The 13815-nt window shown below is 50.1% G+C and carries 13 protein-coding genes; 9 read left to right on the top strand and 4 right to left on the bottom strand.

The genetic code is table 11. From position 1 onward, the window contains the following. The first annotated feature begins 67 nt into the window (after positions 1 to 67). A complete protein-coding gene (locus tag ACTL32_RS15915) occupies positions 68 to 472 on the top strand; it encodes a YndM family protein (RefSeq protein ID WP_441342399.1) in 405 nt (134 codons plus the stop codon). A 583-nt stretch (positions 473 to 1055) separates the two neighbouring features. Here ACTL32_RS15915 and ACTL32_RS15910 read toward each other — a convergent pair. Next, positions 1056 to 1946 carry a cation diffusion facilitator family transporter gene (locus ACTL32_RS15910; protein WP_441342398.1) on the bottom strand — a complete coding sequence of 297 codons (891 nt, stop codon included), beginning with the start codon at positions 1944 to 1946 and terminating at the stop codon, positions 1056 to 1058. Between the two features lie 287 nt (positions 1947 to 2233). Here ACTL32_RS15910 and chrA point away from each other — a divergent pair, with 287 nt between their 5' ends. The 3 genes from chrA to kynB are packed head-to-tail and all read left to right on the top strand — an operon-like array spanning position 2234 to position 5293. Then, positions 2234 to 3400, top strand: coding sequence for a chromate efflux transporter (gene chrA, locus ACTL32_RS15905; RefSeq protein WP_441342397.1), 1167 nt, complete (start codon positions 2234 to 2236; stop codon positions 3398 to 3400). 19 nt (positions 3401 to 3419) lie between these two features. Further along, entirely contained in the window at positions 3420 to 4673 is a 1254-nt protein-coding gene (kynU, locus tag ACTL32_RS15900; protein ID WP_441342396.1) for a kynureninase, read from the top strand. Continuing rightward, positions 4673 to 5293, top strand: a complete 621-nt coding sequence (gene kynB, locus ACTL32_RS15895) for an arylformamidase (protein ID WP_441342395.1) — start codon at positions 4673 to 4675, stop codon at positions 5291 to 5293. The genes kynU and kynB overlap by 1 nt, the downstream gene beginning before the upstream one ends. Positions 5294 to 5330: 37 nt before the next feature. Here the strand turns inward: kynB and ACTL32_RS15890 are convergent, their stop codons facing one another. Then, positions 5331 to 5714: a phosphatase gene (locus ACTL32_RS15890; RefSeq protein WP_441342394.1), complete on the bottom strand. Its 384-nt coding sequence runs from the start codon at positions 5712 to 5714 to the stop codon at positions 5331 to 5333. Between the two features lie 225 nt (positions 5715 to 5939). After that, entirely contained in the window at positions 5940 to 6476 is a 537-nt protein-coding gene (locus ACTL32_RS15885; RefSeq protein WP_441342393.1) for a universal stress protein, read from the bottom strand. 518 nt (positions 6477 to 6994) lie between these two features. Here ACTL32_RS15885 and ACTL32_RS15880 point away from each other — a divergent pair. Together ACTL32_RS15880 and ACTL32_RS15875 are read left to right on the top strand one after the other, a co-directional pair. After that, entirely contained in the window at positions 6995 to 8731 is a 1737-nt protein-coding gene (locus ACTL32_RS15880; protein ID WP_441342392.1) for an ABC transporter ATP-binding protein, read from the top strand. 2 nt (positions 8732 to 8733) lie between these two features. Beyond that, positions 8734 to 10488 (top strand): ABC transporter ATP-binding protein, encoded by a 1755-nt coding sequence (locus ACTL32_RS15875; RefSeq protein ID WP_441342391.1) that lies wholly within the window; start codon positions 8734 to 8736, stop codon positions 10486 to 10488. Between the two features lie 151 nt (positions 10489 to 10639). Here ACTL32_RS15875 and ACTL32_RS15870 read toward each other — a convergent pair whose 3' ends face one another. Continuing rightward, positions 10640 to 10843, bottom strand: a complete 204-nt coding sequence (locus ACTL32_RS15870) for a YheE family protein (RefSeq protein ID WP_441342390.1) — start codon at positions 10841 to 10843, stop codon at positions 10640 to 10642. 71 nt (positions 10844 to 10914) lie between these two features. On the opposite strand from ACTL32_RS15870, the gene ACTL32_RS15865 reads away from it, so the two are divergent. The 3 genes from ACTL32_RS15865 (at position 10915) to ACTL32_RS15855 (ending at position 13303) form a co-directional block, all read left to right on the top strand. Continuing rightward, entirely contained in the window at positions 10915 to 12069 is a 1155-nt protein-coding gene (locus ACTL32_RS15865; RefSeq protein WP_441342389.1) for a DUF445 domain-containing protein, read from the top strand. Between the two features lie 19 nt (positions 12070 to 12088). Then, complete coding sequence (locus ACTL32_RS15860) at positions 12089 to 12436, top strand: YlbF family regulator (RefSeq protein ID WP_441342388.1); 348 nt, start codon at positions 12089 to 12091, stop codon at positions 12434 to 12436. Positions 12437 to 12523: 87 nt separating this feature from the next. Further along, a complete protein-coding gene (locus ACTL32_RS15855; protein WP_441342387.1) occupies positions 12524 to 13303 on the top strand; it encodes an enoyl-CoA hydratase in 780 nt (259 codons plus the stop codon). Positions 13304 to 13815 lie beyond the last annotated feature (512 nt).

The following is a 13815-nucleotide window of genomic DNA, read 5'->3' as shown; positions in this document are numbered from 1 at the left end:
ATTTAATGATTGTTTTTCGACGGTAAAGGGTATCCAAATAGTAATAAAACTAAAGGAGGGAAGAGCTATGAACCACGTGAAAGCTTTGGCGATTAAGTTTGTCATGATTGCTGCAGTCTTATTTATCATTCTGACGCTCATGTTTGATGTGCCGTTCGCCGACACGCTTTGGATCAGTTTGGCTCTGACAATCATCGCATATGCCATGGGCGATCTGATGGTTTTCCGGAAAGCCGGAAACCGCTCAGAACAAAACAAACGCAATGCCATTGCCACCGTTGCTGATATTGTAGTGGCGTTCCTGGTTATTTGGCTGATGGGAGAAGCTTTGGTGGGCAATGAGATCAATATCATTACTCCTGCTATCATTTCCGCCCTGGTTATCGGCGGCGGAGAATGGTTTTTCCACAAATATCTCGACCGCAGCGTTTTCCCGGAAAAGGACGACCACGCCCATACAGCAGCACGGTAATGAAAAAGAGCTGTTCCCATTTGGGAACAGCTCTGAACTTGTTGACAAAAGAATAATTTTTTCAAGTATATGAATAAAACTAACGAAAGCTGTGTTGGATCCTCCACTTCAGGCGGACGCTTTCCGCGGGCTCGCGCCGAACTAACTAAGAACCTGTGCTCCTGCGCAAGCTCGTCGCAAATACTTGCCCTCGCAAGCTTCGGTCAAGCATTGACTGGCGTCCGAGTGGATTTCGGCACATCGCTATCCCGCAGGCAAAACCGGTGCTCCTGTCTCTGCATCGCTGCGCTAGCTTCGAGACATGAAAGGGCGTTGCATCGCTCCGCTGCTTCGTCGCAAACAAGTTGCCCGAACTGCCTTCGGCCAACTTGCTCGCCGCCTTTCGTTCCGGATCCTGAAGACAGCGGCTTGTACTTAGCTAGTTAAAGTTGAGTTTATTACTCCTACCTCATCGATTAGATAAAAGTGAAGTTCCCGGTCGGGCTTACGCATCTCTATTCATTCAAATTAAATTTTGTCTTCAGTCTGAGAGCTGTTCCCATTCGGGAACAGCTCTTTTTTTGAGGGCAAATGCCTGTGTTGATTACTCGAAATCCGATTCCGGACTTTCAAAATCAGGTTCAATATGGACAAGAATGACGCAATTCGGTTTGATTTTATGGATTTTCCGCTCGATTTCTTCCGTAATCCAGTGGCTTTCCACGACATTCAACGACGGGTCCACCGCAATCGTCAAATCGATGAACATGACATTTCCATGGTTCCGGCCTTTGAAATCCCGCAGGACGCCGACGCCCGGGACTTTACGGACCAGGACCGACATCGTTTCCACTTCGTCTTCCAGGAAGCCGTCGGTCAGCGTCCACACGGCTTCTTTGAAAATGTCGATGGCCGTTTTGATAATGAGGAGCCCGACGATAAAAGCGGTGATGACGTCGAGGATCGGGGCACCAAAGACCGCCCCGACAATCCCGATGCCCGCCCCGACGCTGACGAGCGCATCCGAGCGGTTGTCATGGGCGGCTGCCCGGACTGCTGCACTTTTGATTTCATTGCCCAGTTTCATGTTGTAGCGGTAAACCGCATACATGACGATTGCGCTGAAAAAGGCGATGCCGGCGGTATACAGGGAAGGGACCGATTCGGCGGGTTCGAAAAAGCCCCGTACGGCGTCGATCAAAACCTGAAGCCCGATGACGGCCATGATAAACGAGGCCAGCAAAGAAGCAATCGTCTCTGCCCGGAGATGGCCGTAATGATGGTTCTCATCCGGCGGCTTCTGGGAAATCCGCAGCCCCACAAGAACTGCGACGGAAGCGATAATATCGGTCAAGTTGTTCAGCCCATCCGCTTTCAGCGCTTCCGAAGAACCCGCAAAACCGAACGCGAGCTTGATGGCGCTTAGGAAAATGTAGGCGCCGATGGAGATCCAAGCCCCTTTTTCCCCTTTGCGCAAATTTGTATATACCTCCATAAAGTTTCCCGCCTCCAAGTCTCTTAAACAAAGGGAAACGACCCTCGAAAGAGAGCCGTTTCGTCAGAATTCTGATTTTATATGTTTCATAGCCTATAAGGCCGTTTGACAGCAGTCTGCCTATGGGCTCGCTGCAGTATGTTTTTTCAAGCTTTCTCATTATAGCAAAATACTGGACAACCCGCTATATGTGAAATGAAATCCGCATCAAGTTGAAGGATGAAATTACATAAGCAATCAGTTATGCTTTTAAGGGGGTATTATTTATTAATGCAAAGGAGAACGATATGGCGAAAAGAAATTACGGGGAAATTTTGAAAGCTTCTACGAAACTGGGCCTCACATCATTCGGCGGCCCGACTGCCCATCTTGGCTATTTCCGGGAAGAGTACGTGGTGAAGCGGAAATGGCTGGATGATAAAGCCTATGCTGATTTGGTGGCGTTATGCCAATTCTTGCCGGGGCCGGCAAGTTCCCAGGTCGGGATTTCGATCGGCATGCTAAGAGGGGGAATATTCGGCGGTTTCTTGTCATGGTTCGGATTCACGATGCCATCGGTCATTTTGCTGATTTTATTCGCCATGCTCGTGTCGAACGCAGCTTTTGACAGCGGGTGGATCCATGGATTGAAGATTGTCGCAGTAGCGGTAGTTGCCCATGCATTGATGGGCATGTCGAAAACGCTGACACCGGACTTGACCCGGATTACCATCGCCTTGGCAGCCGCCGCAGTGATTCTGCTGGTTCCGACAGCGTGGGCGCAAATCGGGATCATCATACTGGCAGGAATCGTCGGATATGCACTTTTCCGGAAGGAGAAAGCGCCGGAAGCGGTGAAATTGGCACTGACATTCGGAAGAAAGACAGGCATCGCGGCCTGGAGCATTTTTGCTGGGCTCCTGATTGGTCTGCCATTGCTGCGGCCGGCGATCGACTCTGCACTTTATGCGATTTTTGATATTTTTTACCGTGTCGGATCCATCGTTTTCGGCGGGGGGCATGTCGTGCTTCCGATGCTCGAACGCGAAGTTGTTCCGGGTTGGATGACAGATGATCTTTTCATCTCCGGATACGGTGCAGCACAAGCAGTACCAGGGCCGCTTTTCACATTAAGCGGTTATCTTGGCCAGTTGATGGACGGTGGATTGGGTGCAGTTGTTGCGGTCATTGCGATGTTCCTGCCATCATTCCTTCTGGTCATCGGAACTTTGCCGTTCTGGAGTGTGATCCGGACAAAACCGGGCGTCCAAGCGGCATTGAAAGGCGTCAATGCGGCTGTAGTGGGCATTTTGCTCGCCGCTCTCTATGATCCGGTTTTCACTTCCGCTATTCGCGGGCCGGTTGATTTTGCAATTGCGCTAGCTGCCTTTGCAATGTTAGTCTATTTTAAATTGGCTCCCTGGATTGTCGTCTTGGTGACGGCGGTTTTAGGTGCAGTGGCATACGCAATTTGAAATATGAGGGGGATGCAAGGTGGAAAAGATAAAACAGCAGGATCAGAAAGACATGTTGGCACGCTTCAAACAAGAATTCTTTCAGCCCGAAAACCAGATTTATATGGACGGGAATTCGCTCGGACTGATGTCGGGGCGGGCTGAAAAAAAGCTCTTCACTTTGGCGGAAAGTTGGAAGCACCATGGCATCGAAGGCTGGACAGAGGGAGAGCATCCCTGGTTCACGTTGGCAGAAAACCTGAGCGAGCGGATTGCGCCGCTTGTCGGGGCCAGTGCCCATGAAGTCATGGTGACAGGTTCGATTACATCGAACATCCATCAGATGCTGTCGACGGTTTATCAACCGTCGGCGGAGCGTTCGGTGATTTTGGTGGATGAGCTGAATTTCCCGTCTGATATTTATGCAGTGGAGAGCCATTTGCGCTTGCGGGGACAGAATCCGGAGACGGCGATGCGCAAAGTCAAGAGCCGGGACGGCTATACGATTTCTTTCGAAGACATTGCCGAAGGGCTGGCGGAAGATGTAGCCGTCTTGCTGCTGCCGTCCGTGCTCTATCGGAGCGGCCAGCTATTGCCAATTCGGAAAATCACGGAAGCAGCCCATGAAAAAGGGATTTTGGTGGGTTTTGACCTTGCCCATTCGATCGGAGCACTGCCGCACGAACTTCATGACGATGGAGTCGATTTTGCTGTATGGTGCCATTACAAATACATGAATTCCGGGCCGGGAGGGACTGGCGGACTGTATCTCCATGAACGCCACCATCACCTGCTTCCGGGAATTGCCGGATGGTTCGGATCAGACAAGACGAAGCAATTCGATATGGATCATTCCTTCGTCAAAGCGGAAGGAGCCGGTGCATATCAGGTCGGCACGCCGAACATCTTCAGCATGGCGCCTCTTCTCGGCAGCTTGGAAATTTTTGAAGAAGCCGGCATTGGAAACGTCCGGCAGAAGTCGCTCGAGCTGACGCGTCTTTTGCGGGAGCTCATAGCGGAGCAATTGCCGATGCTGAAAGATGTGACGCCGGACGCTGACGAAGAGCGCGGCGGCCATATCGCGCTTGCGCACGAGGAAGCGGCGCGCATCTGCAAAGCGCTGAAAGCGGAAGGGGTCATCCCGGATTTCCGCGCACCGGATATCATCCGTTTGGCACCGATTGCACTGTATACGTCATTCCAGGATGTCGAGGACATGGTCGGAAGGCTCAAGCGGATCATGGACCAGGAACTCTTTAAGAACTTTACCAATGAACGAAATGTGGTGGCATGATGGCGCGTGAACTATATGACATCTCAATGGATTTGAATGCTGCAACGCCGGAATGGCCGGGAGATACGGCGTTCGGTTACCGGCTCTCAGTCACACAGGAACAAAGCGGTTCGGTCAATATCGGCGAACTGAAGACAAGCACGCATATCGGCACCCATGTCGACGCGCCGTACCATTATGATGCACAGGGATTGAAGATCGATGAGCTTCCGCTGGATGTTTATCTGTCCACGGCACAAGTGATCGATGTCCAAGGGAAGTCCGTTATTTCCAAGAAGGATTTGCCGGCGCCGGAAGCCGGTGTTTCAACAATCTTGCTCAAAACGGCTTCCTGGAGCGACCGGAAAAAGTTCCCGCCACATTGGCCGCTGTTTGAATCCGAACTGGCAGAATGGCTTGTGGAACACGGCATCAAGCTTCTCGGCGTCGATGTGCCTTCTGTCGATCCTGAAACCAGCAAGGAGCTGCCGATGCACCAGGCCATGAACAAGCACGGCCGTTTCATCCTCGAAGGGATTGTGCTTGATGAAGTCCCGGCTGGGGTCTATCAATTGGCTGCACTGCCGTTGAAAATTACAGGAGCGGAAGGAAGCCCGGTACGCGCCGTCCTCTATAAATAAAAAATAAACCCTTCACTGGCCGTTCAAGTGAAGGGTTTTACATATAATTAGACCGGAAATAAGGTTCAAGATTTTTTATATTCACGGCGATTTCATCACAGACTTCCTGGTATAAAGCCCATTGCTCGTTTTTATCGGAAGAACGGAGTTCCGGGTTTCGGATATCCCATCTTAAAAGCTTCTGCTGCGGCAGATCTGCCGGGATATCGGCACTTTCATATTCACTGTCGTGCATGGCCACAATGAGATCGGCTTGGCTCACTTCCTGTGAATTATAAGAACGCGGTTCAACTTTCGGTATATGCAGGACGATTTCTTTCATGACTTCAAAAGGTGTTTCGGTAAATGACGGCTGTCCCCAGGCAGCGCTTCGGATGTCCCAGTCAGGAAGTTCCAGGCGGTTTGCCCATATTTCAGCCATTAGGCCTCGGTGCTGCTGAGAAGACAGAAAATATACGGTATGCTTAGACATAGCTGCTTCCCTTCTTCCTCGACTCTATTATTTTATTCTTAGTAATGTTTACCCATGCACGCTGAATCTAAACTGATAAATATGTGACTAAATATTGTATAATAATAAGAATAGAAAAGAAAAATAGCCTACCGGATAAGCTGAAATGCTTGCTTTTTCCGGTGAGGCTATCAATTATTTGACAACGAGGACCGAGCATGAAGATTCTTTTATCAGCTTTTTGCTGACCGATCCGATAAAGAATCTTTGCAGCCCCGATTTTCCGCTGTTTCCGATAACCAGCAGATCAATGTTCTGTTCTTCGATATATGCTGCAATCGTCTTGCCGGCGCTGCCTTCGAGAGCAAGAACATCGGCTTCTACGCCTTTTTCATCCAGCTGCTGCTGGATAGCATTGTGCATGTGCTTTGAGTACTCGATGGATGAATGTTCGAATTCGCCCGGCTGCTGAAGGTCGCTTGGCGCCCGGTGGTGATTTTCACCGATTTCCGGCGGCATGTACTGGGCATAGGTGCTGTCGACTTGCGGTGAAACGACTGGAGCCGACGCATCCCTCATCCGTGCCGCCCGGAAATTTTCATTGTACTCTTCGTTGACGTAAATGACCGACAGCTTTACATCAGGCAGTGCTTTCTTCATTTCAATTGCTTGGTCGAAAGCCATTTTGCTTCCATCCGATCCATCATATGCTACTGCGATGTTGTGAAACATTGCGATCCACTCCGTTCCATAAGTTCTTAGTTCTAAATTACCCTTGCACGGAAGAATGAAACATAAGCACAATCATCGAAAATAAAATTTATTCGAAAAACGTTGACAATTCAAAAATGCGAGTGTTACTCTTGAACTACCAAATCAATGGAAAAGGAGGCTGCGGCAATGAAACGTACTGTATTTATGAACTCATTCAATTTAATTCAATTGCCGGGCCTACCTCTTGATTGTCATTGAATTTATTTCGTGACTAGAAATTCTGGGGACAGGTCTGCTGACCTGTCTTTTTTTCGTGCCCGCGCACCTGAGAAAACAGGTGTGCGGTTTTTTTGTTTCTAACGACAGAAGCCCCAGTGCAAAGCCATGCGGATGGTTTGTCCAGCTCTAAGCTGTTCAAATATAAAAAAACCAAAGGAGAGAATGAAGATGAGAAAACTTCAAAAACGGAAAATCATGATCAAGGAATCGCTTGAAGGCGACTAGTGAACGGCAAAAAAAGAAAGAAGGCGTAAATGATGTTTAGTGTTTTATGGAAATTAAAGTGGTTTTTTAGAGAAAACTGGCTCCGGTACTCGATTGCCGTTGGGCTATTGATGATTGCGAACGTGTTGGAAATTATACCGCCTTGGCTGATCGGCCTGGCGATCGATTCCATTGCGCAAGGGGAGCTGTCGGCAACTCTTTTGTGGCAGTATATCGGGGCATTGGCGATTGCCATGGTGCTGGCGTACTTCATCAATTTTGTCTGGCAATACCAGCTGTTCGGCGGGGCATACGTCATAGAACGGCAGCTTCGCTCCAGTTTGATGGGCCATTTCCTGAAAATGACCCCGACATTCTATGAGAAGAATCGGACGGGGGATTTGATGGCCCGGGCTACGAACGATTTAAGGGCCATATCGGAAACGGCCGGCTTCGGCATATTGACACTGGTCGACTCCACCTTGTACATGGCAACGATCATTATCGCGATGGGGATGCTTGTGTCCTGGGAATTGACATTCCTGGCGTTGATCCCGCTGCCGATCTTGGCGCTTGTGGTGCAAGTGCTCGGCAAAAAGATCCACGAGCGCTATACGGCTGCCCAGGATGCATTTGGCGACATGAACGACAGCGTGCTGGAATCGATCGGCGGTGTCCGCGTCGTCCGGGCATATGTCCAGGAGCGCAAATCCGAAAAGGACTTTTCGGACATGACCAATGATGTCTATGAAAAATACATGGCGGTCGAACGGATCGACGCCTTGTTCGCACCGGTGACGAAATTGCTGACAACGTTCAGCTACATGATTGGCCTGGGCTATGGTGCGTTCCTAGTGGCCGAAGGGACCATGACGCTTGGTGACCTGGTGGCGTTCAATGTCTATCTCGGAATGATTGTCTGGCCAATGTTTGCCATCGGGGAAATGATCAATATCCTGCAGCGCGGAAATGCGTCGCTTGACCGGGTCAATGAAACCCTCGACTACAAAGAAGATGTGGTGGATCCGGCCAATCCGGAAGAAACCGGGAAACCGGAAGGCATCGGCTTCAGGGATTTCAGCTTTACGTACCCGCAGTCGAGCTCCATCAACCTGCAAGGGATCAATTTATCCATGAACAGCGGGCAGACGCTCGGCATCGTAGGGAAAACGGGCAGCGGAAAAACGACGTTCGTCAAACAGCTGCTGCGCGAATACCCGGCGGGTGAAGGTTCGATCTTAATGAACGGCATTGAGCTGGATCAGCTGACCAAAGACCAGATCCGCAGCTGGATCGGATACGTGCCGCAGGACCATGTCTTGTTCTCGCGCACAATCCGCGCAAACATCCTGTTCGGGAAATCGGATGCCAGCGAAGAAGAGATTGATGAAGCGATCCGCCTTTCCTATTTCGAGAAGGATTTGGCTATGATGCCGAACGGCCTCGACACCCTGGTGGGAGAAAAAGGGGTGGCACTGTCCGGCGGCCAAAAGCAGCGGATATCGATTGCACGGGCACTTATTAAAAATCCGGAAATTCTCATCTTGGACGATTCCCTCTCTGCAGTGGATGCGAAGACGGAAGCGAAAATCATTGAGAATATCCAAAAAGAACGTTCCGGAAAAACGACGATCATCACGACGCACCGGCTTTCCGCCGTGCAGCACGCAGACTGGATCGTCGTGCTCGATGACGGCAAAATCATCGAAGAAGGAACACATGAAGATTTGCTGAACAGAAATGGTTGGTATAACGAACAATTCCTCCGCCAGCAGATCGAGGAGGTGTAATCATGGGAACAGGGAAACGTTTAGTCCAGTACGCCATGACTTTTAAAGGAATATTGATATGGGGGCTTGTGCTCCTGGCAATCGCTGTCGCTGCGGATCTCGCAGCGCCGTTGATTGCCAAAGAAATCATCGACAACCACATCGCTCCCGCACAGGAGCAAGTGGATTTTGAACCGATCGCATACTTGCTGGCCGTCTTTTTGGCTTCCGGCATCGTAGCGGCTGTATTCCGTTATTTGCAATTCATCTTCCTGCAAAAAGGGGCGAACCGCATCATCCGGAAAATGCGCAATGATGTGTTCGAACATGTGCAGACTTTGCCGATCCGGTATTTCGACGACTTGCCGGCCGGCAAAGTGGTATCGCGCATCACCAACGACACGGAAGCCATCCGGGAATTGTTCTTTACAGTCTTTTCCCAATTCGCAACCAGCTTCATGTACTTGGCGGGCATCTATGCTGCGCTGTTCTACCTGGACTGGAAGCTTGCAGCGATGATGCTGGTGCTGCTTCCGATGCTCTATGGCTGGATGCTCCTCTACCGGAAATACGCTTCAAAATACAATCATGTCGTCCGTGAAAAATTGAGCGATATGAATGCCATCATCAACGAATCGATCCAAGGGATGACCATCATCCAGGCGTTCCGCAATGAAAAGCAAATGAAAAGCGAGTTTGAAGAGCTGAACAATACGCATTACCAGTTTCAGCAGAAATTGCTGGTCCTGGAGGCGACTGCTTCCCATAATATGGTCGGAGTCCTGCGCTCCCTTATTTTCATCCTGTTCATCGCTTATTTCGGAGCCGGTTCACTGACAGGGGAGACCGCAGTTACCGTGGGTGTGCTTTACGCATTCATCGACTATATCATCCGGCTGTTCAATCCGATCAGCGGCATCGTCAACCAGTTTTCGCGCCTGGAACAGGCATTGGTTGCAGCGGAGCGGGTATTCCGCCTGCTGGACCGCACTGGAGAACCGGTCAGCGATGAAAAAATCGCACGCTACCGCGGCAATGTCCGGTTTGAAGATGTCTGGTTCGCTTATGAGAAAGAGGAATATGTCTTGAAGAATATTTCGTTTGAAGCGAGCCAAGGGGAGACCGTGGCGCTCGTCGGCCATACGGGCTCCGGGAAGAGTTCCATCATGAACTTGCTCCTGCGCTTCTATGACGTCTCGAAAGGGCGGATCACCATTGATGGCCAAAATATCAATGATATGTCCCGCCAGTCGGTCCGCGACCATATGGGAATCGTTCTGCAAGATCCGTATTTGTTCACAGGCACGATCGAGTCGAATGTTTCCCTTGGAGATCCGCGCATTACGCGCGAGCGGGTCGAAGAAGCTCTGGAAGCGGTCGGCGGCGAACGTGTCCTCAAACACTTGACGGGCGGCATCGATGAACCGGTCGTTGAAAAAGGAAGCACGCTGTCATCCGGCCAACGGCAATTGGTGTCATTTGCCCGTGCGCTGGCGTTCGACCCGGCTATCCTGATTTTGGATGAAGCCACATCGAACATTGATACAGAAACAGAAGAAATCATCCAGCATGCCATGAACGTGCTGAAAAAAGGCCGTACGACATTTATCATTGCCCACCGTCTGTCTACCATCAAAAATGCAGACCGCATCTTGGTGCTAGACCACGGGGAGATTGCCGAATCCGGTTCCCACGAGGAATTGATGAAGCTCGGCGGCCAGTACTACCAGATGTACAAGATCCAATCCGGAATGTCCTCTACCCAGCAAGTCGGGTAAGGGGGCATTCCCTTTTTTGTGCAGTCCGGTTTATTCCGGGCAAGAACCTGTGCAATCTTCGGTCCGCGCAATGCAATTGCTGTTAAAAATCCGGCCCTTTACCTATAATGAAAAAGCGAATATAAAAAAGCGCCGGAAACTTTCCAGCGCTTCAATCGTATACATGGTAGAGCATCAGCTCATGGATCATGGTTTTTACGGTTTCTTCATCCTGCGGCTGTTTCGTCAGCCAGGTGATGCGGCCGTCCGGATGATATTCGCCCGCGATGCGTTCGTTCTTATAGAAAAAAGAGATGTTCCAGCCAGGCAACTGGGCGTTGTCGAACATCGGCTTGAATTTGAAATGCTGCAGCATGCGAATCCTCCTTTGTGTTTCTTCTATTATAAAGGGATTTGCAAGGATTGACAAAGATGAAAAAGAAATGAGTGAACCCATTGAATATATTTTTGACCTTGCTTTTCATGGCGCTGATCGGCGCGGTAATTGGTGGATTCACCAACTTTATCGCCATCAAGATGCTGTTCCGCCCCTACAAAACGCTTTATCTCGGCAAGTGGAGATTGCCGTTCACCCCAGGCTTGATCCCGAAGCGCCGGGATGAACTTTCCACACAGCTCGGACGGACCATCGTCGACCATCTGCTGACTCCGGAAACGTTCAAGAAGCGGTTTTTAAACGATGAAATGCGCACACGCACCGAAAATTGGATTCAGCGCCAGCTGGCGACGCATGCCTTCCAGTCGAGCCGTTCATTGAACGACTGGCTGCTGATAGCCAACCAAGAAGGGATGGAAGGAAAGATCGAAGCCAAGCTGGATGAATTGGTCGACCGCCAGTCAGCTTCGCTTCGCGGCTATATCGAAGGAAAGACGGTCCGGGAACTGCTCCCGGAAAACTGGAAAACGGAAGCCGAGCATAAAATGATGCACGGCGTGAAATACGCAATCGACCAAGCGACCGACTATTTTGTTTCGTTCGAAGGGCGGCAGACGATTAAAACCTTCTTTGAAGAATTTCTGGCGTCCCGCGGACGCTTCGGTTCCGTGCTGCAGTCGTTGCTCGGAGAATCACGGCCGATCATCGACCGCATCCAGCCGGAAATCGTCAAATTCCTCAATTCCCCGAAAACATTCGAGACTGTCGCTTCGCTTGCATACGGAGAGTGGGAAAAGTTCCAGGATAAGAAAGCCGATGACCTTTTAAAGGAATTCGATTTCAATCCGGCAGCAGAATCAGTCAAGCAGTATGTTAAAGAAACAGCCAATGTCCGGCGCCGTTTGGATGCGACACTTGCAGATACTTGGCCAACAGGGTTAGAATGGACAAGTAAACACCTGACTCCGCTCGTGACGGATTTCATCTTTGAACAAGGGGAAGTCAGATTGGAAGAAGCCTTGCGCAAGATCAATCTTGAAAGCATGGTGAAAGAGCAAGTCGATTCATTTGAACTCAGCCGGCTTGAAGAGCTTGTGCTCGGTATCTCGCGGCGTGAGCTGAAAATGATCACAGTGCTTGGCGCTCTCCTTGGTGGACTGATCGGCATAGTCCAAGGGTTTGTAGCTATAGGGCTGAATCTATAAAAAGAGGAGAATGATTTTAATGGCAGTAAACATTTACGACGATATCAACAAATTGGAAAGCACGTTCCGCAGCACAGAGGAATTCACGAAATTGCAGAAGGCAGTCGAAGAAGTCACTTCTGACAGCGCTTCAAACGAATTGTTCAAGAATTTCCGTGATTTGCAAATTACACTTCAGCAAAAACAGGCGCAAGGCGAAGAAATCACAGAGCAGGAAATGATGGACGCACAAGCGACTGCAGTAGCTGCACAGGAAAACCCGAAGATCTTGGCGATGCTTGAAGCCGAAATGGGCCTCAGCCAGATTATCGACGAAGTTAACCGCGTGTTGATCAAGCCGGTTCAATCCCTATACGAATCCATGTAATTTCCATTTAAATAAAGGATATTGCCAAGAAGACACCGAATACGTAAAGATGAATGACAATTCATTTTACGAAGGGGTGTCTTTTGTATGTACGAAACAATCGAGTTGACGAAACAAGGCCGTACCGGCTATTTGAAATTGAACCGCCCGCAGGCGATGAATGCGATGAACGGCAAGATGATGAAAGAACTTGCGGATTGCTTTGAATCGCTCCATCAGGAAGACTCGCTCCAAGTGCTTATCCTGCATGGCGAAGGCCGGGCATTTTCGGCAGGCGGGGACATCAAAGAAATGATGGATCCGGACAATCCGATGGATATCGACCACGTCATGCAAGACGTAACACGACTGGCAAAAGCGCTGTATACATTGCCGCAGATTACGATCGCTTCGATCAATGGCGCAGCAGCCGGGCTCGCGTTCAGCATGGCGCTTGCCTGCGACCATGTCATCGCAGAGGAAAACAGCAAACTGGCGATGAATTTCATCGGCATCGGCTTGGTTCCGGATGGCGGCGGCCACTTCTTCATGAAAGAGCGGGTAGGGGTGCCGAAGGCCAAGCAATTGATCTGGTCCGGACAAATCCTGAAAGCCCATGATGCTCTGGCAAAGGGTCTGATAGAAGAAGTGACGGCTGAAGGCCGCGCGATGGAATTTGCGGAAGCATATGCCACCCAATCACTCCAATCGCCGATTCGCGCGAAGTTGGCAAGCAAGCAAATCCTTCACCATTCAAAAACCGAAGAACTGGCAAAAGTGCTCGAAATGGAAGCCGCTGCCCAATCCGCAATGCGCAAAAGCAGCGATCACCTCGAAGGCATCCAGGCCTTCGTCGAAAAGCGGAAACCGGTATTCAAAGGGAACTGATTTTGAAGTAAGCTGGGAAAGAAGAGATTACAGCAAAAGGTGTATTGGAATTTTCTCCAATACACCTTTTGCTTGAATTAGTAAATAAAAGAAAAAATAGATTTTAAATTTTTTGAATATGCATAAAATAAGAGAAATACCAGATCCTCCACTTCAGGCGGACGCTTTCCGCGGGCTTGCGCCGAACTAACTCGGACTTGCGTCCGAGTGGATTTCGGCACTTCGCTATCCCGCAGGAGTCGCCGCCTTCCGTTCCGGATCCTGAAGCTAGCGGCTTGTACCTAGTAGGTTTTAGCAGCATAAGTTTCACACCTTATCTTTTAGATATAGGTGACGCTCCCGATCGGGTTGGCCACGAGACTCCTGTGGGAGCAGCGAAGCGACTCGAGCTGAAGACCCTGGACTGAGCGAAGCGAGGGAAGCGGCTGAAGCCGAGCCCACGGAAAGCGATGTGGCCAGCCCGGTCGGGCTTCTGCATCTCTATTCATCAGAATTACCCTTTGTCTCCAGTC

Source organism: Planococcus sp. FY231025, from assembly GCF_052078085.1.
Classification (GTDB): domain Bacteria; phylum Bacillota; class Bacilli; order Bacillales_A; family Planococcaceae; genus Planococcus.
The sequence above is the reverse complement of the archived record's forward strand: the minus strand, read 5'-3'. Positions and strand labels throughout refer to the sequence as shown.